This is a genomic window from Nocardioides alcanivorans, assembly GCF_021555175.1.
In the GTDB taxonomy this organism is placed as follows: Bacteria; Actinomycetota; Actinomycetes; order Propionibacteriales; family Nocardioidaceae; genus Nocardioides; species Nocardioides alcanivorans.
Genome location: NZ_JAKGRW010000011.1, coordinates 38056 through 61283, shown reverse-complemented (window position 1 = coordinate 61283; position 23228 = coordinate 38056). Strand labels below are relative to the sequence as shown.

The following is a 23228-nucleotide window of genomic DNA, read 5'->3' as shown; positions in this document are numbered from 1 at the left end:
GATCACATTCCGTCGCCGTCCCAGCGGCCGCGCGAGCGGCTGCGGACGGGCAGACTCGAGATGATCGGGGCGGGGATGGGGTCGCCGTCCTTCCAGTTGATCAGGCGGCCCCAGTTGTGGGAGTCCTCCGCGGTGCGCTCCTCCGGGTCCTCGACGTCGCGCCCCGACCAACCCCAATCGAGACGGATGACCTCGCGCTCGGGCGTCGCCGCCTCCTCGTGTGCGTGGTCATGGTCGTGCGAGTGGTCGTGATCGTGCGAGTGGTCGTGCTCCCCACCATGACCGCCCTGCAGGTTGGCCGCGTCCATCGCCTTCATCATCGCGATGATCGAGGGGTCGGCACCGGTGCCCTGATGCTTGATCGGGGTGTTCTGGTGTCCTTGGTCGATCTGGAACTGCCACGAGGCGGTGAGCTGGCGAAGATCCTCCTCGGTTCGCCACGGCTCGGCCATGTCGTGGGTGGAGTGCGAGTGCCGGACGGCGGGGTGCACCGACTCGTCGAGACCTTGCGGGCCGCCATAGTTGACGCCGTCGCCACCCCAGCGCACCCACTCGTTCTGGGTGTACCAGTTCTTCAGCTCGCCGTCGGAGCGCAGCAGCCAGGTGGCGCCGCCCTCCATCGTGGTGAAGTGGCCGTGCTTCACCCGCGCGGGGCGGAAGAAGTAGGTGCCCAGGTCGAGGGTGCCGAAGTTGTACTCCATGTGCCCCTGGACGGTGTAGGCCTCCTCGTAGCACGGGTGATGGGCCAGGCGGTGGTCCGACCAGCCCTCCTGGGCGTGCACGAGCCGGGTGTAGAAGCCGGTCACCGGGTCCACGTGCAGGTACTTGATGAAGAGACCGGGCATCGGCCCCGGGTTGGGCACCGCATCCCAGTTCATCGCCTCGGAGTCGATGACGATGACGTCCTCACGGGCATCGGCCCAGCGTTGGGCGGACCCCAACGAGTCGACCGGGTCGAAGCCGGCATCGCCGTACTCGCGGTAGTGCAGCAGCTTCGTGCCCTCGGCGACCTTCAGGTAGTCGTTGGGCACCCCTTTGGGGGCGTACAGGTAGCCGCCCTTGCCGATCTTCCGGCCGCCGTAGTCGATCTCGCCGTCGAGCACGTAGTACTCGCTGTTGGCGTGATGGATGCCCGGGCCGCGGCCCCACTCGGTGTGGAAGTCGACGCGCAACGAGGACGAACCGTCCTCCTCGTCGACCGACAGCCGCCGTTCGCTGGCCCGGCCCTCGCCGCCCGGCAGTTCGGCACCGTGCCAGACGTAGTCGTCTTCCTGGATGAGTTCCACATGCGGTCGCACAGCGCCTCCGTCGATAGGGGTGATGAATGTATATATGATATCGGAGGACAGGGCGATTGCGTCAAGGGGGCGGTCCGCACCTCGACCGTCAACGGGGCGCGGTGAGCTCCCGCTTGAGCACCTTGCCGCCTGCGTTGCGTGGGAGCGGCGGGACGGCGTACCAGCGTCGGGGCAGCTTGTAGCCCGCCAAGGCGGTGCGACAGTGCTGGTCGAGTAGCTCCGGGTCGAACGTGGCACCGTCGCGCAGTACGACGTGGGCCACCACGGTCTCGCCCCACTGCTCGTCGGCCTCGCCGACCACGGCGCACTCGGCCACGTCGGGGTGGCTGGCCAGCACCTCCTCGACCTCGCGCGGATACACGTTGGTGCCGCCGGAGATGATCAGGTCCTTCAGGCGGTCGACGATCGAGATGAATCCGTCCTCGTCGCGTACGGCGATGTCGCCGCAGGTCACGAAGCCGTCGTCGGTGGTGCAGGCGGCAGTCGCCTCGTCGTCGTCCAGGTAGCCGTTCATCAGGAACGGGGAGCGGCTGAAGAGCTCGCCGGGTTCACCCGGGGCGACCTCCTTGCCCTCGCCGTCGACCACTCGCACCTCGGTGAGGTACCAGGGGTGGCCGACGGAGCCGGGGCGCTCGCGCATGTGCACCGGCCGGAGGTTGGTGATGATGCCGGACTCGGTGGAGCCGTAGAGCTCGTGCACGCCGCACTGGGGGAAGCGCTCCATCACCCACTGCTTGAGTGCCCACGGGAGGGCGGCCGCGTTGAAGTAGAGGGTGTCGAGGCTCGACAGGTCGCGGCTCTCGAACGCCTCGTCGCCCAACGCCCGCAGGCCCTGTGCGTGGGTGGGCACGAGGAAGGCCGATTGGACGCGGTCGCGCTCGACCAGGTCGAGGAACGCAGCTGGGTCCCAGCCGCGCAGCATGCTCACGGTGCCGCCGGTGTGCACCGGCGCATAACCGAAGGCGAAGCCCGCGCCGTGATACATCGGTGCCACGGCAGCGGAGACCCGGCCCGAGCCGAGGCCCCACTCGAGCGAGCTCATCATGAAGGTCAGGGCCCGGCTGCGATGGGAGATCACCACACCCTTGGGGCGGCCGGTCGTCCCGGAGGTGTAGGCGATGCAGAAGGGATCCCGCTCGCCCACCACGATGCCCGGGTCGCGGTCGTCCGCGGCCGCCAGGGCTTCGTCGTACGACGTCCCAAGGGTCGCGGTGCTGCCGGCGGTCACGAGCGAGAGGCAGGGCAGGTCGGTGGTGGCGACGTGCGCAGCGACGATCGGCGCCAGTGCGTCGTCGAGAACCAGGGCGGTGGCGCCGCTGTGCTCGAGGATGAACCCCGCCTCGGGTGCGGTCAGGCGCGGGTTGAGGGGCACCATGACGAGACCGGCCTTGGCGATGCCGGCCGCCACCTCGGGGTACTCGAGCCGGTTGCCGATCAGCGCCGCGACCCGATCGCCGACAGTGAGACCGAGTGACTGCAGGTGGCGTCCCAGTCGGCTGGCGCGGTCGTCGGCCTGGGCGAACGTGAGGCGGCGGTCGCCGTCGATGACAGCGGTCGCGTCGGGGGTGGCGCCGGCGAACTCGCGCAGGCCGCTGACGATGGAGAGCGGCGCGCCGCCGGGCTGGATGGCCATGTGTGCTCCTCGCGGGGTCTTTCTTGGGTAGGGCGGTGGGGTGGGGCCGGTCAGGGCGGAGGAAAGATCCCGGCACGGCCCAGCATCGCGGGTGCCTGCGGCAGGCCGAGTTGCTCGGAGATCCAGGTGCCGGTGGCTGCGACCTCCACCGCCTCGACGGGTCGGCCATCTGCTCGGGTCGAGCGCACCGGCTGCCCGCTGCGGCCGAGCAGGTGGAGCAGGTCCTCGGTCGCGATGTTGCCGGTGGCGCCGGGCGCGAAGGGGCACCCTCCGATGCCGCCGGCAGAGGCGTCGAGCACTGTCACGCCGGCGGCGACCGCGGCGACGGCGTTGGCATAGCCGGTGTTGCGGGTGTTGTGGAAGTGCGCGCGCAGCGCGATGTCATCATTGAGTCGGCGCAGGCCGGTCACGATCTCGGTGACCTGGGGCGGCACACCCACGCCGATCGTGTCGGCGATCGCGAGTTCGTCCGGGCCGCCGTCGAGCACGCCGCGGGCGACCTCGAGGACACGCTCGGTGCTCACCTCACCGTCGAAGGGGCAACCGAAGGCGGCAGCGATGATGACGCTGGTTCGGACCCCGGCCTGACGGGCGTCGGCGGCGACCTGCTTCCAGGTGGCGACCTGGGCTGCGGTGTCGACACCCTGGTTCTTGAGTGCGAGCCCGTCGGAGGCGACCACGACTGCGGTGATCTCGTCGCACCCGGCGGCCACGGCACGGTCCAGGCCGCGTCGGTTGAGGACCAGGCCGATGCGGGTCAGGCCGTCGTCGTGGCGCAGCTCGGCGAGCACCTCCTCGGCATCCGCCATCTGGGGCACGCGATCGGGACGGGCGAACGCAGTGACCTCGACGCGGCCGATGCCGGCGGCGACGCTGCGGCGTACCAGCTCGACCTTGGTCGCCGTGGGCAGGAGGCGGGCCTCGTTCTGGAGGCCGTCGCGGGGTGAGACCTCCACGATCTCGATCGGGGTCTGGATGCTCGGTGCGGTTGTCATGGTCCATCCCTCGGGAAGTGGGGCTGTCAAAGTATCCTATCGAATATATGATTTGCTCATGACTGAGGCTTCTCCTTCCGGATCCCTGGCCGGCGTACGTGTGCTCGAGGCGGGTCAGCTGCTCGCCGGCCCCTTCGCGGCGACTCTCCTGGCCGACCAAGGCGCCGACGTGATCAAGATCGAGGCTCCCGGCACGGGCGACCCGATGCGCGAGTGGGGACGCACCGACGGCAACTCGTTGTGGTGGCCGGTCGTCGGCCGCAACAAGCGGGCCGTGACCCTCAACCTCCGTGAGGAGGAGGGGCAGGAGCTGTTCCTGAGGCTGGTCGCCGAGGCAGACATCGTGGTCGAGAACTTCCGGGCCGGGACGTTCGAGAAGTGGAACCTCTCCTACGAGCGGCTCAGGGCGGTCAATCCCGGCATCATCTTCGTGCGGGTCAGCGGCTACGGCCAGACCGGTCCCTACTCCAACCGAGCCGGCTACGGCTCGATCGGTGAGGCGATGGGCGGCCTGCGCTACGTCCTCGGTGATCCCGATCGGCAGCCTTCGCGCGCCGGGATCTCCATCGGTGACTCGCTCGCCGCCATGCACGCCACCGTCGGCGCCCTCTCGGCTCTGCAGCACCGCAACGTCACCGGCGAGGGGCAGGTCGTCGACGCATCGATCTACGAGTCGGTGCTGGCGATGATGGAGTCGCTGGTGACCGAGTGGGACGTCGTCGGCTACCAGCGCGAGCGCACCGGGGCGGTCCTGCCCAACGTGGCTCCGTCCAACGTATATCCCAGCAGGGACGGCCAGCTGGTGCTGATCGCCGCCAACCAGGACAGCGTCTCCTCGCGGCTGTTCGCGCTGATGGGCCATCCGGAGTGGTCGGAGCCCGGGCACCAGTACTCCACGCACGTCGGGCGTGGTCAGGCACAACAGGAGCTCGACGACCTGATCTCGGAATGGACGAAGACCGTCGACGCCGAGGAGTTGTTGGCGCTGATGGACACCGGCGGTGTGCCCGCGGGCCGCATCTACAAGGCAGCCGACATGCTCGAGGACCCGCACTTCCGGGCTCGCGAGTCGATCGTGCAGGTGCCCGACCAGACCTTCGGCCAGCTGCGCATGCAGAACGTGGTGCCGAAGCTCTCGGCGACGCCCGGCACCATCCGGTGGACCGGCCCCGACCTGGGCCAGCACAACGACGAGGTCTACGGAGACCTGCTCGGCCTTCCCCGGAGACCCGGGCCGCGCTGGCCGGTCGAGGGATCATCTGACATGAGCAGTCACGACGCCGCATGCGCCACCTCGCGTGCCGCCGACTACGAGTCCGTCGGCTTCGCCAGCCGGATCGGTCCGGGGAGCGTCCGGCCGTGATCGTTGTCGACGTCTGTCGTGCCTATCTCGATGACGGTCCGTTCGCCGATGCCGGAGGCCGTTTCGAAGCGGCCCGGGCCAGCGCTGCGCGCATCGTCGACGCCGCCCGCCGTGCCGGTGTGCCCGTCGTCTTCACGCGGGTCCTGCTCGCGCCGGACCTGGTGGACGCGGGCTTCTTCGCCGTCAAGGTGCCGGGCCTGAGGGCGTTCGCCGAGGGATCGCCGTACGTCGATTTCCCTGCGGCACCGCGCCCTGTGGGGGTGAGGTGGTGGTGACGAAGCAGTACGCCTCGGCGTTCTTCGGTACGACGCTCGCCCCGACGCTGCGTTCCCTGGGGGTCGACACCACGATCACGTTGGGCTTCTCGACCAGCGGCTGCGTGCGCGCGACCGCGCTCGATGCCACCCAGAGTGGCTTCCGGTCGCTGGTGGCCCGCGAGGCCTGCGGCGACCGTGACGAGGCCGTCCACGATTCGAACCTCTTCGACCTCGATGCCAAGTATGCCGACGTGATGTCGGAGACCGAGATCCACGAGCTGCTCCGAAGGAGTGCGTGATGACTGACCTGACCGTTGTCGACCTCGATGCCGATGACCTCGCTTGGGGCGAGCACGCCATTGCCGGTGCCGACCAGCCAGCAGGAATCGTGATGCTGCACGCCGACGCCCGACGGGGCACCCGCAGTGTCATGGTGCGGTTTCCCGATGGCTGGCGTCGCGACAGCACCGGCAACCAGCCAGCCGGGGAGGAGATGGTCCTGCTCGCGGGCAGCCTGACGATGAGCGGTCATGCCTGCGCCGTGGGCCAGGTGCTGGTCGTCGCTCCGCGAGCGACACGCTCAGCGACCGTCACCGGCGACGGCACGCTCGCTGTCGTGTGGTTCTCCGGCCCGGGCGGCGGCTGGGCCGACGGGGAGGCCGACGATGCGGGTGAGGTCAGGGTGCTGACCGCTGACGCCGCCCTCGACCGTGGCCCGGTGCCGGGCCTCGTCGGCAACCTGGTCGGACGGGACGACGTTGCTGGCGCGCGCTTCGACGGTGACGTCGAGGTGCTCTGGCTCGAGGCGCGGAGATGGGCGTTCGTCCCCGTTGGCTCCGCGGTGCCGACGATCCCCGGCTTCGCGCTCGTCCACACCTACTGACGAACCTTCACTCAGAAGCCGCGAACCTTCACTCAGCACGATCGAGCCTGCACTTGGGCATGGGCTCGATCGTGTCGCTGCTGACGAGCCCTGTGGATGACGCCGGCGCGATCGTCAAGAACCGGGCAACATCGGCGGGCATGATGCTTCCTGATCGGCCCTTCACCACGAAACAAGCGCACGACATGGGCCTCGACAAGCCGGCCCTGCAGCGCCTGACCGAGCACGGTGAGCTCCGGCATCCCTGCCGGGGGTCTACTTGCCTTCCGCACTGCCCGACGACCTGGCCACGCGTGCGGCGTGTGCGGCCTTGGTGCTTCCCGCGCACGTCGTGGTTGCGGACCGTTCGGCAGCCTGGCTCCACGGAGTCGATTGTCTGCGCTACTTCGAGACCGAGGCACCGCCACCGCTGGAGGTCGTGAGCGCAGCAGGATCTCCCACGCGCCGCAAGGAGATGTACGGCGGCGAGCGAGATCTCCGGCCCGATGAGATCACCGTCGTCAACGGCGTACCCGTGACCACGCCGTTGCGTACGGCGATCGACCTTGCCTGCCTGCGCGGTCCCGCGTTGGCGTTGGCGGCCCTCGAGGCGATCATGCGGGAGTGTTCCCTGGTGCGGGTTGATCTCGAGCGGCAGCTTCGCCGTCACCGTGGCCGACGTGGAGTGATCCAGGCGCGCCGGCTCGTCGAGATCGCCTCGTCGAGAGTGGAGTCGCCCGGCGAGTCCATGACCAAGTGGTATCTGGTCGAAGCCGGACTGCCTCTCCCCGAACCACAGTGGAGGTTGCAGGTCGATGGCTGGGGCGAGGTGCGACTCGACCTGAGCTATCCGTTGCTCAAGATCGCCGTCGAGTACGACGGCAAGGAGTTCCACCGGGACCCGGAACGAAAGGAGCACGACAGGTTGCGCCGTGAGGCACTGCGCCGAGAGGGATGGATCGTGATCGTGGTGGAGAAGGAGGATCTCGCCGCCGGTGCGCGGGAGCAGTGGATCGCCGAGGTCCGAGCCGCGGTCGCCGAACGCGCTCCCGAGTTCCGCCGTACGTTTCCCCGGTCGGTGACGGAGCGCGGTCCGCGGCGACGCAACTGAGGGTTCGCTTCTTCCAACTGAAGGTTCGCGGGTGCTGAGTGAAGGTTGGCGCTAGGCGGAGGCGGCGGATGCGTCGCGTTCGTAACTTCCCCGGACCGCCCAGAGGATGATCACGGCCAGGAAGACCGGCGGCAGCAGGAAGAGCATGCCGGTGCCGATGTCGCCGAAGGCGTCCGACATCGCTCCGACCAACAGTGGGCCGAAGGCGCCACCGAGGGTGGTGAGGAACTGCAGCAGGGCGAAGCCCATCCCGCGGGTGCTCGAGGGCACCACGTTGGCGGCCGCCGCCGTCAGATTGGGCATCGCGCCCGCGAAGCCCACGCAGGCCAGCGTGATCATGGCCAGGCGGAGCCCGAGACCGGGCACGGTGACCGCCACGGTGAGGCCGATGGCCCCGATCAGCAGGCACGCCGCCGAGAGGCGGATCCGCCAACCGGTGCCGCGATCGTGGTCGCCCAGGCGTGAGCCGATGATGATGCCGACCACGATGCCGGTGCCGCCGACCCCTCCGGCGAGGCCGGAGGCGGCATCGACGTCGAGCCCCTCCACCCGCTCCAGGAAGGTCGGGAGCCAGTAGAAGAGCCCGGCGACCCCGAGGGCGAGGATCGCCTGGGTGAGGATCACGCCCTTGAGGGTGCCGATCCGCAGCAGTGCCTTCGCATCGGTGAGCAGGCCGGCACTGCTGGTCGGGTGTTCGGGCACCTGTGCGCCGTCGGGCGCCCCGACCGCGCCGGTCTCCTCGCGTGCGGCGCGCATGCGGTCGATGGCGTCGCCCAGGCCGCGCAGCGGCTCCTTGACGGTGGCCATCAGCAGCGCGATCACCACGCCGGGGACGGCGGCTATGAAGAAGACAGCCCGCCAGTCGAGGGCCTCGGCGACCGCACCGCCGATGATGACGCCTGCCGGCAGGCCCATGTAGTAGCCGGCGCGCTCGATCCCGAATGCCTTGCCACGACTGGTGTTGGGGTAGTAGTCGGCCAGCAGGCTCGATGCGGGCGGGTTGTAGAGCTGACCCGCCGCCCCGATCGCGATGCGCACCAGGAAGAACATCACGAACGTGGTGGCCAGTCCGCTGAGCACCGAGAAGAGCGACCAGGTGAGCACCACGACGACCACGGTTGCGACGCGAGGTGCGCGGTCGGCCAGGCGTCCTGCCGGCAGGAGGAGCGCGGCGGCCGCAATGCTGGCCGCGGTCGGGATGGCGCCGGCCATCGTGTCGCTGAAGCCGAAGTGGTCCTGGATCGCGGGCAGTGCCCCGGCGATGAGGTTGATCTCCACGCGGTCGATGAAGGCGACCAGGCCGATCACGATGGCCGGCCACCAGCCGAAGGGCGCGTCCTCGGCCAGGTCGACGCGTTCTCGTCCGCCGCGCGCATGCACCTGCAGGGAGACCGTCGATGCGGTTGGGTTGGTCTCGGGCTGGATGTCGGTCAAAACCGTGTTCCTCGCACTCGTGGGGCCGGCCATGTGGCTACCATGTAGCAAGATCGTAGACGATATATGAAATGAGGGTGCGATGATTCGCGCAGCTGCCGTGCAGTACGCCGTGGGTGAGGACGTCGAGGCCAATCTCGCCACCGCGCTGCGGATGATCGACGCCGCCGTGGAGCAGGGAGCTCAGCTCGTGGTGCTGCCCGAGTTCGGCAACCACGTCTCGTGGTATGCCGACCGGGAGCACGCGCGCCGCTTCGCCCAGCGCCTCGACGGTGGCTTCGTGCAGCGCCTGTCGGCAAAGGCCGCCGAGCACTCACTCCACCTGATGGCCAACGTGACCCTGCTCAAGGACGACGGGCGGGTGACCGGCAGCAACATCCTGTTCGGGCCCGACGGCGCGGTGCTGGCCGTCAGCGACAAGCAGGTGCTGATGGGCTCCGAGCGCGACCACCTCGACCCTGCCGTCGATCGCGCCGGCGTCATCGACACCGGGATCGGGCGACTCGGCCTCTATTCCTGCATGGACGGCGTCATCTTCGAGACCCCGCGGATGCTGGCCGTCGAAGGCGCACAGGTGCTGCTCAACAGCCTCAACTCCTTCGCGCTCGACGAGGCGTCGCTGCACGTGCCCGTGCGCGCGGTCGAGAACAAGGTCTGGGTCGTGGCGGCCAACAAGGTCGGTCCGCTGGTGCCTGCGCACAGCATCGACCAGGTGGCGAGCAAGGTGGGTGTGCCGGTCGATCGTCTGCACGGGGCGGGGAGAGCCAGATCGTGGCGCCCGACGGCACGATCGTGGCGATCGGTCCGCGCAGCGGTGAGGCCGTGGTCGTCGCCGACATCGACATCGACCTGGCGGACGTCAAGACCCGCCCCGACGGCACCGACGTCATGGCGGCACGGCGCCCGGAGGCCTATGCCCCGATCGCGGGACGCCCCGACGGGCCGCACCGCCGCAGCCGGTGCCGCGCAGGTGCGCGCCGCCGTACTCAGTCCGAAGGCGGGGGAGTCGATCCGCCCGCTCCTCGACGAGGCGATCGCCGCCGGTGTCGAGCTGGTCGTGCTGCCGGAGCTTGCTGCCCACCCGGGTGGGGACGTTGCGCAGCCGGCGGATGCGGCGTTGCTCCCGGAGGCTGTCGTCGCCGCGCTCTCGGGCACGGAGACGCTCGTCGTCACCAGCCTCCTCGCGGATTCCGGCAGGCATGTCGGAGCCGTGCTCAGCGCCTCCGGGGTCGAGCTGGTCCAACCGCAGCTGCACCGCAGCGTTCGCCACGGTGATCAGCCCTCGAGCCGGGGCCGGCCGGGCTCGTCGTCCACGAGGCGCCGTGGGGACGCCTGGCGGTGATCGTCGGTGACGACGCCCTCTATCCGGAGACCTTCCGCCTGGCGGCGTTCGGCGACGCCGACGTGGTCGCAGTGCCTTTCGCGGTGGCGGAGCCGCACGACACCGATCTGCTGCTCCTCGAGCGGGCGGCGGAGAACCGGGTCAACCTGGCGGTCGCCTCCCGCTGGCACGATGCGTACGGCGGCTCGGTGCTGGTGCCCCTCTCCGGTGACTTCACGCTGTGGGGCGACTGGGAGAACCCGTTCGCCGGCGTGATCAGTCGACCGGAGCCGGTGTTCGCCGCGGGGGCCGTCGAGATCGCCACCCTGCGTCCGGCGTGCGCCACCAATCGCCTGGTCAGCAAGGGCACGGACGTCGTCGACGGTCGGCCGTGGGAGCTGGCCGCCGTGCTGGTGGGTGAGCCGAGCCGCTGAGCCGCCTCAGGCGGATCCGGTCTCGACCTCGCGGCGGGTGAGTGCGGCCAGGAGGGCCTTCTCGGTGCTCTCGAGGTGGGCCACCCAGGAGTCGCGGAACTCCTCGACCTTGCCGGCCTCGGCGAGGTCGAGGAGCTCGGTGTGCTCGTCGATGCGGCTCTTCTGCGTCTCGGGCTGGTGGTCGAGGTCGGCCATCAGCAGGTGCAGGTAGCGGTCGGAGGCCTTCCACAACAGCCGCAGCACGTTGGCGTCGGCGGGGCCGATCTCGTCCAGCAGCATCGCTTCGTGGAAGGCGTGGTGCTTGGCCGCCAGAGCGGCGGGCTCCCGCTCGATCTCGATGTATTCGGCCAGCGCCTCGCGGGCGTCGGCGAGACGCTCCTCGGTCATCGCCTTGCTCGCACGCAGGCAGAGGTCGCCCTCGATCAGCTTGCGCAACGCATAGATGTTGCGCAGTTCCTCCGACGTCACCGAGGCGACGAGCGCGGAACGGCCGGGCCGCAGGCTGATCACGCCTTCACTCTCGAGGCGGCGCAGTGCCTCCCGCACGGGGATGTGGCTGATGCTGAACCGCTCGCACAGGTCGACGATGGAGACCGTCGACCCCGGGGCCAGGTCCCCGTTGAGGATCGCGCGGTGCAGTTCGTCGGTCACCCGGTCAACCAGCGACTGGTGTGCGATCGGGCGGACACCGGCGGCGCCGTTGCTACGTCGGCTCATGGGGCTCCCCAGTCTGTGGCTTGCGGGACGGCGACTGCCACGGGGCAGTCCTCCCTTCGGATCATATATTCCGGGGCCCTCATTTAGGCGCACCTGGGTGCGCGGGTCTTCTCACATCAGAGTAGATATCGTATATTCTGTTACCAGAGGAGGTGACCTGTGGTTGATCCAGCAACGTTTCGCGACGTGATGTCGCAGTGGCCCAGCGGTGTGACGGTGGTGACGACACTGGGGGAGGGCGACGCCTGGCACGGGATGACTGCCAGTTCGTTCTCCAGCGTCAGTCTCGACCCGCCACTGGTGTCGATCTGCCTGACGAAGACGCTCTACAGCCACCAGCTGATCAGCGCGAGCGGTGTCTTCGGCATCAACGTCCTGGCCAAGGACCAGATCGATGTCGGTCGACGGTTCGCGGGCATGGACAAGGTCGAGGACAGGTTTGCCGGCGAGAGCTGGACCACTGCTGACACCGGCGTACCGCTGCTCGACTCGGCGCTCGGCTGGTTCGACTGTCGGGTGGTGCACGCCTATCCGGGCGGCGACCACACGATCTTCGTCGGCGAGGTGATGGAGGGCCACGCTGCGCGCAAGTCTGCGCCGCTGCTCTTCCACTCGCGTGGCTGGGGACAGTTCGCCGATGTGCTCCCCGACGTGGCCACCCTCTCCGACAGTGGCGTGGTGTCCGGTCTGGTCGCCGCGGGCCACGGACCGGAGACCGCCCGGATCGCCGGCCAGGTGGCCGATGCCGGGGTGCGGGTGCGGGTCGCCGACATCTCCGACGGCCGGACGCCCGTCGAGGGTGTGCTCCCACGCTTCGTCGCGATGGATCGCGCCAGTGTGGTGGTCGCCGACCGTGCCCAGGCGGACCGGGTGTTGGCATCGGGGATCGGCACCGTCGAGTTCATCGTCGACCCCACCGATCCTGCCGCCGTCACCCGCACCGTCGAGGCCCTGGACGGCATCGCCGACCGCGCTGCGGTCACGGTCATCGATCCGTTCGACGCCGTCCGGCTCGATCTGGTGCTCTCCGCGGTGCAACAGTTCGCCCGCGCCGGAGTGGCCGAGATCGCGCTCCCCGACACGGCCGGAGGGGCGACCCCACTGACGGTGCGTGGCCTGCTCCAGGAAGCCGTGGCACTGGCTCGCCCGGTGCCGCTGCGACTGGGGCTGCACGACCGCGACCGGCTGGGACTGGTCAAGGCGCTCACTGCCCTCAAGAGCGGGGTGCGCCACTTCGACACCACGGTTGCTGGTCTCGACGAGGCGGTCGCCACCGAAGACCTGATCCGGCTGCTCGACGAAGTGGACGTCGACACCCCCGTCGACGCAGAGGCCCTTGTCCAGCTTGCCCAGACCTTGCGAGGTCCTGCCCCCAACGGCAGCGGCACCGCCCAGCCCCCACCGTGCCGACCCGGGTCGGCACCCCACAGATCGTAGGAGCAGCAGGATGACCGCCAAGCTCGTGGAAGAGACCGAGACCCCGAGGCTGACCGCCGAACGAGTCTTCCCAGACCTCACGCAGGAGGAGCGGTGGCGGGCCAGTCTGGTCGAATCGGTCCTGCCCGCGATTGCGGACGCGGCCGAGTCGGCCGATGAAGCGGGGGCGCTGCCCCACGGGCACCTCAAGCTGCTCGGTGATGCAGGCCTGCTCGGGCTCGTCGTGCCCAAGGAGTACGGCGGTCTCGGCGGCGGCCTGCGCGACCTCGCCGCCACCACCTATGCCCTCGGCACGGTGTGCGGCTCCACCGCTCTGGCCTACTTCTTCCACTGCTCCTCGTCGTCGCGCGGCATGCTCCCGTTGGCTGCGCTCGACGCCGGGCTCTACGACGAGGAGGAGGCACCCGTCGTACGTGCCTTTGCCGAGAAGGTGCTCCGTCTGATGGGCAGCGACAAGAAGGCGATCGGGAACTTCGCCAGCGAGGCGGTCAAGGCCTCCAACGCGAACGTGCTGATCCGCACCACGGCCACCCGCGCCGACGGTGGCTGGGTGCTCAACGGGGAGAAGTCGTTCGGCTGCCTCTCCGGCTCGGCCGACTACTACCTCGTGACTGCTCGTCGCGACGACATCGAGGGCATGGATTCGCTCACCCTCTTCCTGGTGCCACGCAACACCCCGGGTGCGCGGCCGCGCGCCGCATGGGTCGGTCTGGGCATGCGCGCCTCCGACAACAACGGCCTGGTCATGGAGGACTGCTTCGTCCCCGACGAGCTGTCGCTCGCCGTGCCCGGTGCCTTCACCCGCGCCACCCAGATGTCGCGTGGCTCATGGGTCGGCAACCAGATCGCGATCGCGGCGATCTATGCCGGCATCGCCCAGGGCGTGTGGGGCTACGCCATCGACCGCACGATGGGGGCGAAGTTCGCCGACACCGGCAAGCCGATCGCATCCAGCCCGATGCACCAGGTCATGATCGGTGAGGGCGAGAAGCACCTGGCCGAGGCCAACCTGTGGCTGCGTCGCCAGGTTGATCTCGAGGCGAGCGACCCGCCCCTCCTGCCCAAGCAGGAGGTCGTGCAGTCGTGGAAGCTTGCCAAGGGCGCGATCTGCGAGCACTCTCATGAGGTGGCGCTCCTGGCCCTCAAGATGTGCGGCACCTCGGGTGCGCTGATGGGCAATCAGATTGGTCGCGCCCTGCGCGACACCACAATGGGACTCGTCCAGGCCTTCCCGGCTGAACGCGGCAAACTCGATCTCGCCAAGATGCTGGTCGACAACGAGGGATGGGCCGGTCTCACCACCACTGACAGCTTCACGAAGGGCGGGGAGGGCAAGTGAGCGACGAGACCGGTGTCGGCCGCGGCGACCTCGAGGTCCCGCGTCTGCGGCAACTGGTCGACGGCGCTTGGAGCGACCCGGCCGAGACGCTCGAGCTGGCCCTGGCCGACCCGTTCACGGGGGAGTCGCTGGGCCGTGCCCGGGCCAGCAGCAGTGACCAGGTGGAGCAGGCGCTCGCGGCTGCCCACCGGGTGCACGTCGCCGAGGCGTGGCAGGCAGTGCCGACGGAGCGCCGGGCGGAGATCCTCGACGCGATCGGCGCGGCACTGGGCGCCGAGGTGCCCCGGATCGCCGCACTCGAGGCCATGGCCACCGGGGTGCCGGTCACCCAGACCAGCATCGTCGGCGTGATCGTTCCCGGTGCGTTCCACCTCGCGGCGCAGCAACTGCGCGACGGCGTACTCCTCGACACGACCGTCGGTGAGCACGGCAACGAGGTCGAGGTGCACCGGCTGCCGCTCGGGCCCGCGCTGAGCCTGGTCCCGTGGAACGCCCCGGCCCCCATGGCTGCCCACAAGATCGCGAGCTCGCTGGCTGCCGGCGCCCCGTCGTTGCTGAAGCCCAGCGAGTACGCCGCCTGGGGGACGACTGCGTTGGCCGAGGTGGTCGAGCGGGTGCTGACCGAACAAGGCGCTCCGGCCGGAACCTTCCAGCTGCTGCAGGGTGGTGCCAGGGTCGGTGGCCAGTTGGTCAACGACCAGCGGGTCCGCGCGGTCTCCTTCACCGGAGGCCTGGAGGCGGGTCGGGCCATCGCCGCCGCCTGCGCTGCCAACTTCACCGCACTGCAGCTCGAGCTCGGCGGCAACAACCCCCTGCTCGTCATGCCCGACGCCGACGTCGACGCGGCAGCCAGGGCCGCCGCCGACCTGCTCACCACGCTCAACGGACAGTGGTGCCGTGCCCTCGGTCGACTCGTGCTCCCTGCCGACCGGGCCGACGAGGTGCTCGAACGGATCGGTGAGCGACTGGCCGACCTGCGCGTCGGCGACCCGCTCGACCCGGCCACCGAGTTCGGGCCGATCGTCCATGCGGGGCACCGGGACCGGTTGCTGGAGCAGATCGACGAGCGGTTGGCCGCCGGGGGCAAGGCACACGTCAGCACTGACCTGCCCGCGGGCGGAAACTTTCTCGCACCCACGCTGATCTCAGCAGTGCCGAGCGGGTCCGCGGTGCACGAGGTCTTCGGCCCCGTCGCCACGGTTCACACCTACGGCGACCTCGACGAGGCGGTGCGGCTCGCCAACGCGACCCCTTCGGCCTCGAGGGCTACGTGGTCGGCACGGACACCGACGCCGCGCTCGCTGCAGCACGCCGAGTCCGTGCCGGAGAGGTCAAGGTCAACGGTTCGACGATCATGAGCCTGCACCTGATGACCCCGCGTCCTGCCTGGGGACTCTCCGGCATGGGCGAGGAGGGCACGGTCGAGACGATTCGCGTCTTCACCGGCACCCGCGTCGTCGGGGTCGAGGGCGGCTTCGCGCTGCACGGGCGATGAGCGTCGCGAGCCCCAACGCGGTCCGACTGCGGGAGTTGCTCGCCGGCCCCGACGTGGTCCGGTTGCCCGGGGTGTACGACGCCGTCTCGGCTGCGTTGGCGGTGGCGGCGGGGGCCCGTGGGGCCTGCCTGTCGGGTGCGACCGTCTCCGCGATCGACCTCGGCCTGCCCGACCTCGGCTTCGTGCACGGCACCGACATCGCGGCCAGGGCCAGCTCCTTGGTGCCGGCGTTGGGCGCGGTGCCGTTGCTGGCCGATGCCGACACCGGCTACGGCAACGCGTTGCAGGCCCGGCGCACCACGCAGGTCTATGCAGCCGCCGGTGTCGCCGGCCTTCACCTGGAGGACCAGGTCGCGCCGAAGCGTTGCGGTCACCTGGGCGGCAAGGAGGTCGTCGACGTCGACGAGGCTGCGAATCGGGTGCGGGCCGCCGCCGACTCCGGCACCGGCCTGGTGATCGTTGCCCGCACCGACGCCCTGTCGGTGCGAGGAGTCGACGCGGTGGTGCACCGCTGTCGCGCCTTCGCGGAGGCAGGTGCTGACGCCGTCTTCGTGGAGGGGGCAACGCTCGACGTGTTGCTGAGCGTCCGCTCTGCGCTGGCGGCCGACGGACGTCCGTTGCCGCAGGTCTACAACCGGTCCGAGGCCGGTGGGCCGATCGACGCCGGGCCGAGCGACGAGCAGCTGGCGCGTGCCGGCGTACGGCTGGTGATCCATCCGGTCTCCGCGGTGTTGGCTGCGGCCGCCGCGGTGCGACGCACCATGACCGCGATCGTCGGCACCGGGCACGCGGCAGCAGTGGAGCGCATGCCCTGGGACGACCTGACCGCCCTGGTCGGGCTCCCCGAACTACTGAGAGACGAATTGCGGTACGCCGTCCCCACGGCTGCCCGGGAGATGGAGGGTTCATGAGCCAGCAGCGCAACGCCACCGAGGTGATCGTGGCAGGAGCCGGTGCGGTGGGACTGACGGCTGCACTCGTGCTGGCCCGGGGCGGGGTCCGGGTCACCGTGCTCGAAGCCGGAGACGCACTGGCGACCGAGTCGCGGGCCTCGACCTTCCACCCGCCGTCGCTGGAGATGCTCGACGACCTCGGCGTGCTCGATGCGCTGATGGCGCGCGGCATCGTGTCGACGGGCTTCCAGTACCGGGACCGGCAGACCGGCCCCATCGCCGACCTCGATCTGGGGATCCTGGCGGAGGACACCCGCTTCCCCTTCCGGGTGCAGTGCGAGCAGAGCAAGCTCACGCCGATCCTGCTCGAGGCGCTGCAGGCGTTGCCCCAGGTCACCGTGCGCTTCGGGCAGCGGGTGGTGCAGGCGACGACCACCGACACCTCTGCGAGCGTGACGACCGAGGTCGGCGACACCTTCACGGCAGACTGGGTCATCGGCGCCGACGGCTCGAATTCCCAGGTGCGCCAGAGCGCCGGCTTCACCTTCGAGGGGATGACCTATCCGGAGCGCTTCCTGGTGGCCTCCACCACCGAGGACCTCGAGAGCATCCTGCCCGGGATCGCGGCGGTCAACTACGTCTTCGACCCGAGCGAGTGGCTGGTGGTGCTGCGGACCCCGGAGCACTGGCGGGTGCTCTTCCCGACCGACCAGGACACGGCCGACGAGGTCGAGATCGACCCGACCCGGATCCAGGTACGGCTCGCCGGGGTGGCCGACCTCGGCCGTGACTGGGAGGTGTTGCACACCACGCTCTACCGCGTGCACCAGCGTGTCGCCGACACCTTCCGCAAGGGCCGGCTGGTGCTCATGGGCGACGCCGCGCACATCAACAACCCGCTCGGCGGGATGGGCATGAACAGCGGCGTCCACGACGCGGTCATCGAGGCGCGGGCGCTGCTCGCGCTCCTCGACGGCAACGGCCACCTCGACGACCTCGACGCTGCGTGCGAGGGACGGCGTCAGGTGGCGTTGTCCTACGTCAAGACCATCACCCACGACAACTGGGAACGATTGCGCCAGACCGACCCGGATGCCCAGAGGGCCTACCACGACGAACTGCGCGCGCTGGCCGCCGACCGGGAGCGGATGCGAGCACACCTGCTCAACACGTCGATGATCAACTCCCTGCGCAGCGGCAGGCCCGTTGCCGTGCTCGGAGGAGCTGGGGCGTGATCGCCCGCGAGAACCCGGCGCGCACCGACGAGGTGGTCGGCACGGTCGAGGTCTCCGACTCGGACGCAGTCGACGTCGCGGTCAGGACCGCGGCGGAGGCCCAGCTGCTGTGGGCGGCGACACCGGTCGCCGAACGGACCCGCCTGGTGCGGGCTGCCGTCGACCTGCTCGACCCGGAACTCGACTCGATTGCCGAGCTCACCGCTCGAGAGACCGGGAAGGTGCTCGGCGACGCCCGCGGGGAGGCCGGGTTCGCCGCCACCGTCCTGCGTTTCTACGCCGGCCGTGGTGAGGAGCTGCTCCGGGAGCGGGCCAGCGACGAGCAACGCGGTCGCCTCTCCGTCCGTCACCGTCCCTTCGGAGTGGTTGGCGCCATCACGCCCTGGAATGCCCCGCTGATCCTCACGACCCTCAAGGTGGCACCGGCGTTGGTCGCCGGCAACGCGATCGTGGTCAAGCCCTCCCCGCTGGCACCCTTCGGAGTTGCGCGGATGCTCGACGTGATCGCCGGCGCACTGCCCGCAGGGCTCGTGCAGGTCGTGCACGGCGAGGCCGCGACCGCCACCGCACTGGTCACCCACGAGCAGGTGGCTCGGGTGGCGTTCACCGGCGGGGAGTCGGCGGGTCGTGCCATCGCGTCGCTCGCTGGCAGGTCGCTGACGCCGAGCGTGCTCGAGCTCGGTGGCAACGATCCTGCCGTGGTGCTCGACGACGCCGATCTCGACGACGCCGCCTACGAGCGGATGCTGATGGCGGCCTTCGCGACCAGCGGTCAGGTCTGCATGGCGATCAAGCGTCTCTATGTGCCCGCCGCTCGACTGGGGAGGTCGTGACCGGGCTGGAGGCAGCGGCGCAGCGGGTGCTGCACGTCGGCGACCCGCTCACCCCGGGGGTCACGATGGGGCCCGTGGTCAGCGCTGCCTCGGCCGACCGCATCCGCGAGCTCGTCGACGGAGCGCGGGCCGCAGGAGCCGACGTACGCGAGCTGGGCACGGTGGTCGGAGACCTGGCCCGCGGACACTTCGTCCGCCCCACCCTCGTGCTCGGCGCTGCGGACGACGACCCGATCGTGGTCACCGAGCAGTTCGGCCCGACCCTGCCGGTGCTCGGCTACGGGTCGCTCGACGAGGTCGTGGCGCGTGCGAACGCCGGCGAGCTGGGGTTGGGCGCCTCGGTGTGGTCCGCCGACGAGGACCGCGCCTTCGAGGTGGCGGCCCGGCTGGAGGCCGGCTTCACCTTCGTCAACACCCACAACCGCACCGGCATGGCGCTGCATGCCCCCTTCGGGGGAGTGAAGCGATCGGGCTGGGGACGGGAGTACGGCGACGAGGGTCTCCTCGAATATGTGCAACCCTGCGTCATCCACGCTCCCGGCGCCTTTCGGGCGGGCGCCGCCGGGCTGGCAGCCAGCGCCTATCCGACGCCATGACCGGATCGCGAGACACCGCTCGAAGGTTGGGTGATTCCCTCGCACTTCCGGAGTAGATAGAATATATTATCTGTGTCACATGCTCTTGATGGAGGGATGAGGAACCGCATGAGCCAGAACCTGAAGTCGGTGCAGGAGTACTTCGACGAGGCAGGTCCGACCGACGTCACCGCACTCCTTGCCGACTGGAAGGCGCTGGTCGACCGGATGGCGACCAAGGTCGCCGATCGTTTCGACCTGGAGCGCGACCCCTCGACCGAGGTGCTCGAGTCGTTCAGCTCGGAGGGTGGTCCCTCCGGCAGCGTGCGAGGTTATGCCGGTCCCGAGATCGACTGGATGATCCACTCGCACATGGAGAACGCGGCCCTCGGCTTCGTCAACGTGCACCTGACGATCTGGCTCGGGCCGCAGGTCAAGGTCCCGCACTTCGGGATGGCGCTCGGCGCCTTTCCGCAGGGTTGGATGTTCCTGGACTCGGTGCCACGCTCCAACATCCTGGTCGACACCGACTCCTTCGACCGCTACTACGGCCCACTCAACGACGAGTGGGAGCAGATCGCCGCCGAGAACGACTTCCTGCAGCCGTTCGTCAGTCGCAGTGCCTTCGTCCGCGCCAGCTTGTCGCCGACCGCGATGTGCTTCATGGCACCGGGCGACGAGCGCACCACCAAGCTGGTCACCGAGGTGGCCGAGCGCCATCTCGACCGGTGGCTGCAGTGGGTCGACGAGGCCGAGCGGGTGCCACTCGAGGAGCAGGCCGCCCTGGCAGCGAGTGACGAGGCCACCCGACGCAACATCGCCGAGCGCGACCCGGCCAACGAGATGGGTGAGCGGTTCTTCGGACCCGACATGACCCAGCAACTGGTGCGCGCGCTCTGGGGTGGCGACCGCACCCTGCCCCGCCCACACGAGCGCTGAGGAAGACGATGCCTGCTGAGCCCGCGCTGGTCCGGACCCACCGGACGGCTGTCCGGGTGCCCGGCGCCGCGGCTCCCTCGACACCGTGCACCTCACGATGCGCCACCCGGCGCTCGAGGCGAGCAACGACATCGAGCGGATGAGCGGCATGCTGGCCGCTGATCCTGCCGGAGCGCCGTACCCCGTGGTGATCGTGCTGCCGGGCATCAACGTCGCGTCCGTCGGCTATCTCGACCTTGCCGTGGCACTGGCGCGCGCCGGGATCGTCGCGGTCACCTTCGACTGGGTGGCCGAGCTGTTCCCGGGCCAGGTCGGCCTGACGCCCGGGGTCGACCTGAGCGCGGTCGGGCCCGACACCTACGGGAGCAAGCCGACCACCCCCGCCCTGGCTGCCGTGCTCGACGCGGTCGCCCAGGCGCAGGAGGCCGGCCCGTTGGCCGGGCTGCTCGACCTCGGCAACATCGGTCTCTTCGGGCACTCGGCCGGTGGCACCGTGGCGCTGCAGTCAGCACGCCCGCAGTGGTTTCCGCAGGTCCGGGCAGTGGCGACCTACGGTTCCCACACGATGGCGTCGCAGCAACTGGGGCACGCCCCCGGGACGTTGCTGCCGGCACCGGTCGAGGTGCCGGTGCTGCTGGTGGGTGGCACTGCTGACGGAATCGTGGCCGCCAGTGCGATCCGCTACGGCGAGGAGGCCGGCGCGCCGGGACACGACCCGATCGAGCGCACCTGGAGCGAGGCGCTGCCCGAGACCACCGAAGCCTGGTTGGTGGAACTCGCCGACGCCGGCCACATGCTGCCGGCAGCCCCCGAAGACCCGACCTCGGCCCGCGGCTTCCTCGAGGCTCCGCCGGCAGCCGACCAGGATCACCTGCGAGAGGTGCTGTTCGACCTCCTCGTCACCTTCTTTGCTGCCACGCTTGGCGATGACCCCTCGGCGTTGGCGGCCCGAGACCGATGGCTGGGCCATCACCAACCTGAAATCGCCGACGCCCGTCGACGCTAGGAGGAGCCCCTCATGTTCAAGAACTTCTGGTACGCCGTCGAGTTCAGCAAGGACGTCGTCGCAGGGAAGCCCAAGAAGATCAAGATCCTGGGCCAGCAGCTGGTGCTCTATCGCAAGGGCAGCGACGGCTCGATCGTCGCCCTCTCCGACCTGTGCGTGCACCGCGGTGCCGCGCTGTCGGGCGGTGAGGTGAAGGACGACTGCATCGTGTGTCCCTACCACGGCTGGCAGTACAACCCGGGTGGCGAGGTCGTGAAGATCCCCGCCCACCCCGACCGAGGCATCCCGCGCAAGGCGCGCGTCGACTCCTACCCGGTCGTTGAGCGCTACTCCTTCGTGTGGGTCTACATGGGTGACCTCCCCGAGGAGGAGCGGCCGCCGATCCCCGACTGGTCCGCGATCGACGACACCGTGAACTACCGCGCCGTCACCGGCTCGTTCCTGTGGAAGTCCAACTACGAGCGGATCCTCGAGAACGGTGTCGACGTCGCACACACCCCGTTCGTGCACGGAGGCGTCTTCGGCAACCGCGAGAAGCCCGAGGTGCCGGAGTTCCGGACCGAGGAGTCGCCGTGGCACTGCAAGGCCTCGGTGACCCTGCACCCGCCGCGGTCCAAGGGACTGTGGGGGCTCATCAACCCCAACAAGCAGGACCTCGCCAACCGGCCCCCGGTGGAGGTGTCGACCACCTGGTTCCTGCCCAACATGGTGCTCATCGAGGTCAACACCCCGATGGGGCCGATGAAGATCTTCGACACCAACATCCCGATCGACGAAGAGACCACGCTGGTCAAGTTCGTCGCCCTGCGCGGCTTCTTCAAGGGCGCGTGGGCCGATCTCGACGCGAAGCGCCGCATCTTCAAGGTGTTGCGCGAGGACCAAGGCATCGTCGACGCGGTCCGACCGGAGCTGCTGCCGTTCGACCTCTCGTCGGAGCTGCACGTGAAGAGCGACTACAACGCAGTGCTCTATCGCCGTCGTCGCCAGGAGCTCATCGACCAGGGCTGGAGCGTCGAGGGCAACACGATCGTCGGCGAGGGGCCAGCGCGGGTCGAGGCCCGCGTCATCCCGTCGCCGATCCGCAAGGAAGTGCCCGAACTCGCCAGCGCGTGGAACTTCAAGGAGGTGCGTAGCCGCGAGATCCTCGCCGGTTCGCCCGACGTGAAGCCCCGCGTCGAGCGCCGCCTGGTGATGCCCGACCCGGAGCCGAGTGCCGACGTACCGGCCGGTGGGGCCGGCGACGAGCCGGAAGGCTCCACCGAATCTGCCGTGAAGAGTGAGAACGAGGAGGCCAAGGCGTGAGCCTGCCCGAGAAGCTGTGTGTCAGCACCGTCGAGAAGATCGTGGCCCGGACCGGGCTCACCGAGGTGGAGGGAGCCGACGGCGGTCCCTTCCAGACGCTGGTCTCCGTGATGGGGCCAGACCCGGTCGGCTCCGTGCGGATCTTCCGGGGCGAGCGGATCGCCAAGGCGGTCTACGTCGGCATCGTGGTGCCCCAGATCGGACTCGACAGCCACATGGTCTTCGCGTTCATGCCCGACGGATCGCCGGTGCCGCACTTCACCTTGGACTCGGTCCACTCGGGTGACTACTACGCGTTCCACCTTGACCTGGTCCAGCGAGCTGACGCGGGCACCCACATGGTCTACAACGACTGGGCGCACACCCCGTTGACGGAGACGTTCCACCAGGTGCACGAGATGGAGGGACTCTCCAGGGCGCAGCTCGATCCGCGCCAGCTCACCGTCATGTCGTCGTGGATGCTCGCCAACCGCGCCAGTGAAGAGGCCTTTGGGCAGCTCGACGGTCCGGTCGAAGCCTACCTCGAGCACTGGTTCTCGCTGGTCGAGGGCGACGTGCCGGCCGACGTACGCGACGACCTGGCCGACACCGACCTCGCCGTGCGCGACGCGCGCAACCGGAGCCTGCTCTTCAGCGCCGACGTCGACAAGGTGTGGGCGCAGATCAGCCGACTGCTCGGCGAGGACGTCGCCGAGAGCGTGCGCCTCCAACTCGTCACCAACGAGGTCGTCCGGTGAGTGAGGCTGTCG

22 protein-coding genes and 1 pseudogene are annotated in these 23228 nt (G+C 69.6%); 18 read left to right on the top strand and 5 right to left on the bottom strand.

Going from position 1 to position 23228, the window contains the following annotated elements:
• Positions 1-2 precede the first annotated feature (2 nt).
• The 3 genes from L1066_RS06040 to L1066_RS06030 form a co-directional block, all read right to left on the bottom strand.
• Positions 3-1298, bottom strand: coding sequence for a DUF4437 domain-containing protein (locus L1066_RS06040; protein ID WP_235735458.1), 1296 nt, complete (start codon positions 1296-1298; stop codon positions 3-5).
• Between the two features lie 88 nt (positions 1299-1386).
• Positions 1387-2931 (bottom strand): class I adenylate-forming enzyme family protein, encoded by a 1545-nt coding sequence (locus L1066_RS06035; protein WP_235735457.1) that lies wholly within the window; start codon positions 2929-2931, stop codon positions 1387-1389.
• Positions 2932-2981: 50 nt separating this feature from the next.
• Positions 2982-3926, bottom strand: a complete 945-nt coding sequence (locus L1066_RS06030) for a hydroxymethylglutaryl-CoA lyase (RefSeq protein ID WP_235735456.1) — start codon at positions 3924-3926, stop codon at positions 2982-2984.
• 58 nt (positions 3927-3984) lie between these two features.
• Between L1066_RS06030 and L1066_RS06025 the strand changes: the two genes are divergently transcribed.
• The 5 genes from L1066_RS06025 (at position 3985) to L1066_RS06010 (ending at position 7519) form a co-directional block, all read left to right on the top strand.
• Complete coding sequence (locus tag L1066_RS06025) at positions 3985-5289, top strand: CaiB/BaiF CoA transferase family protein (RefSeq protein WP_235735455.1); 1305 nt, start codon at positions 3985-3987, stop codon at positions 5287-5289.
• On the top strand, positions 5286-5564 hold the full coding sequence (locus tag L1066_RS26490; RefSeq protein ID WP_312007146.1) for a cysteine hydrolase family protein: 279 nt from the start codon (positions 5286-5288) through the stop codon (positions 5562-5564). The genes L1066_RS06025 and L1066_RS26490 overlap by 4 nt, the downstream gene beginning before the upstream one ends.
• Positions 5558-5845, top strand: a complete 288-nt coding sequence (locus tag L1066_RS26485; RefSeq protein ID WP_312007145.1) for an isochorismatase family protein — start codon at positions 5558-5560, stop codon at positions 5843-5845. Before L1066_RS26490 ends, L1066_RS26485 begins: the two co-directional genes overlap by 7 nt.
• Positions 5845-6429, top strand: a complete 585-nt coding sequence (locus tag L1066_RS06015) for a hypothetical protein (protein WP_235735454.1) — start codon at positions 5845-5847, stop codon at positions 6427-6429. The genes L1066_RS26485 and L1066_RS06015 overlap by 1 nt, the downstream gene beginning before the upstream one ends.
• Before the next feature lie 259 nt (positions 6430-6688).
• On the top strand, positions 6689-7519 hold the full coding sequence (locus L1066_RS06010; RefSeq protein WP_235735453.1) for a type IV toxin-antitoxin system AbiEi family antitoxin: 831 nt from the start codon (positions 6689-6691) through the stop codon (positions 7517-7519).
• A gap of 51 nt (positions 7520-7570) precedes the next feature.
• Here the strand turns inward: L1066_RS06010 and L1066_RS06005 are convergent, their stop codons facing one another.
• The gene (locus L1066_RS06005; RefSeq protein ID WP_235735452.1) at positions 7571-8953 is read right to left on the bottom strand and encodes an MFS transporter; all 1383 of its coding nucleotides are present in this window, start codon (positions 8951-8953) and stop codon (positions 7571-7573) included.
• An 82-nt stretch (positions 8954-9035) separates the two neighbouring features.
• On the opposite strand from L1066_RS06005, the gene L1066_RS06000 reads away from it, so the two are divergent.
• Positions 9036-10295, top strand: coding sequence for a carbon-nitrogen hydrolase family protein (locus L1066_RS06000; protein ID WP_235735451.1), 1260 nt, complete (start codon positions 9036-9038; stop codon positions 10293-10295).
• Entirely contained in the window at positions 10292-10708 is a 417-nt protein-coding gene (locus tag L1066_RS05995) for a carbon-nitrogen hydrolase family protein (RefSeq protein WP_235735450.1), read from the top strand. The genes L1066_RS06000 and L1066_RS05995 overlap by 4 nt, the downstream gene beginning before the upstream one ends.
• A 6-nt stretch (positions 10709-10714) precedes the next feature.
• Here L1066_RS05995 and L1066_RS05990 read toward each other — a convergent pair whose 3' ends face one another.
• Complete coding sequence (locus L1066_RS05990; protein ID WP_235735449.1) at positions 10715-11425, bottom strand: GntR family transcriptional regulator; 711 nt, start codon at positions 11423-11425, stop codon at positions 10715-10717.
• Between the two features lie 159 nt (positions 11426-11584).
• Here L1066_RS05990 and L1066_RS05985 point away from each other — a divergent pair, with 159 nt between their 5' ends.
• The 11 genes and pseudogenes from L1066_RS05985 to L1066_RS05935 all read left to right on the top strand — a co-directional run bounded on the left by L1066_RS05985 (position 11585) and on the right by L1066_RS05935 (position 23216).
• On the top strand, positions 11585-12862 hold the full coding sequence (locus tag L1066_RS05985) for a flavin reductase (RefSeq protein WP_235735448.1): 1278 nt from the start codon (positions 11585-11587) through the stop codon (positions 12860-12862).
• Between the two features lie 10 nt (positions 12863-12872).
• Entirely contained in the window at positions 12873-14201 is a 1329-nt protein-coding gene (locus tag L1066_RS05980; protein ID WP_235735447.1) for an acyl-CoA dehydrogenase family protein, read from the top strand.
• Positions 14198-15696, top strand: a pseudogene (locus tag L1066_RS05975) (aldehyde dehydrogenase family protein). The gene L1066_RS05980 and the pseudogene L1066_RS05975 overlap by 4 nt, the downstream one beginning before the upstream one ends.
• The gene (locus L1066_RS05965; RefSeq protein WP_235735444.1) at positions 15693-16607 is read left to right on the top strand and encodes an isocitrate lyase/PEP mutase family protein; all 915 of its coding nucleotides are present in this window, start codon (positions 15693-15695) and stop codon (positions 16605-16607) included. The pseudogene L1066_RS05975 and the gene L1066_RS05965 overlap by 4 nt, the downstream one beginning before the upstream one ends.
• Complete coding sequence (locus tag L1066_RS05960) at positions 16604-17824, top strand: FAD-dependent oxidoreductase (RefSeq protein ID WP_235735443.1); 1221 nt, start codon at positions 16604-16606, stop codon at positions 17822-17824. The genes L1066_RS05965 and L1066_RS05960 overlap by 4 nt, the downstream gene beginning before the upstream one ends.
• A complete protein-coding gene (locus L1066_RS26480) occupies positions 17821-18657 on the top strand; it encodes an aldehyde dehydrogenase family protein (RefSeq protein WP_312007143.1) in 837 nt (278 codons plus the stop codon). The genes L1066_RS05960 and L1066_RS26480 overlap by 4 nt, the downstream gene beginning before the upstream one ends.
• Complete coding sequence (locus L1066_RS26475; protein ID WP_312007142.1) at positions 18654-19253, top strand: aldehyde dehydrogenase family protein; 600 nt, start codon at positions 18654-18656, stop codon at positions 19251-19253. The genes L1066_RS26480 and L1066_RS26475 overlap by 4 nt, the downstream gene beginning before the upstream one ends.
• A 108-nt stretch (positions 19254-19361) precedes the next feature.
• A complete protein-coding gene (locus tag L1066_RS05950) occupies positions 19362-20171 on the top strand; it encodes a hypothetical protein (RefSeq protein WP_235735442.1) in 810 nt (269 codons plus the stop codon).
• A gap of 85 nt (positions 20172-20256) precedes the next feature.
• Positions 20257-21177 (top strand): dienelactone hydrolase family protein, encoded by a 921-nt coding sequence (locus tag L1066_RS05945; protein WP_235735441.1) that lies wholly within the window; start codon positions 20257-20259, stop codon positions 21175-21177.
• A 12-nt stretch (positions 21178-21189) separates the two neighbouring features.
• Positions 21190-22479: an aromatic ring-hydroxylating dioxygenase subunit alpha gene (locus L1066_RS05940; protein WP_235735440.1), complete on the top strand. Its 1290-nt coding sequence runs from the start codon at positions 21190-21192 to the stop codon at positions 22477-22479.
• Positions 22476-23216, top strand: a complete 741-nt coding sequence (locus L1066_RS05935; protein ID WP_235735439.1) for a hypothetical protein — start codon at positions 22476-22478, stop codon at positions 23214-23216. The genes L1066_RS05940 and L1066_RS05935 overlap by 4 nt, the downstream gene beginning before the upstream one ends.
• The last annotated feature ends 12 nt before the right edge of the window (positions 23217-23228 follow it).

Bases quoted from the DNA above. Each gene is read 5' to 3' on its own strand.
- L1066_RS05950 (WP_235735442.1), top strand. From the start codon at position 19,362: ATGAGCCAGAACCTGAAGTCGGTGCAGGAGTACTTCGACGAGGCAGGT.
- L1066_RS05940 (WP_235735440.1), top strand. From the start codon at position 21,190: ATGTTCAAGAACTTCTGGTACGCCGTCGAGTTCAGCAAGGACGTCGTC.
- L1066_RS05965 (WP_235735444.1), top strand. From the start codon at position 15,693: ATGAGCGTCGCGAGCCCCAACGCGGTCCGACTGCGGGAGTTGCTCGCC.
- L1066_RS05960 (WP_235735443.1), top strand. From the start codon at position 16,604: ATGAGCCAGCAGCGCAACGCCACCGAGGTGATCGTGGCAGGAGCCGGT.
- L1066_RS05990 (WP_235735449.1), bottom strand. From the start codon at position 11,425: ATGAGCCGACGTAGCAACGGCGCCGCCGGTGTCCGCCCGATCGCACAC.
- L1066_RS06000 (WP_235735451.1), top strand. From the start codon at position 9,036: ATGATTCGCGCAGCTGCCGTGCAGTACGCCGTGGGTGAGGACGTCGAG.
- L1066_RS06030 (WP_235735456.1), bottom strand. From the start codon at position 3,926: ATGACAACCGCACCGAGCATCCAGACCCCGATCGAGATCGTGGAGGTC.
- L1066_RS05980 (WP_235735447.1), top strand. From the start codon at position 12,873: ATGACCGCCAAGCTCGTGGAAGAGACCGAGACCCCGAGGCTGACCGCC.
- L1066_RS06015 (WP_235735454.1), top strand. From the start codon at position 5,845: ATGACTGACCTGACCGTTGTCGACCTCGATGCCGATGACCTCGCTTGG.
- L1066_RS06035 (WP_235735457.1), bottom strand. From the start codon at position 2,931: ATGGCCATCCAGCCCGGCGGCGCGCCGCTCTCCATCGTCAGCGGCCTG.
- L1066_RS06025 (WP_235735455.1), top strand. From the start codon at position 3,985: ATGACTGAGGCTTCTCCTTCCGGATCCCTGGCCGGCGTACGTGTGCTC.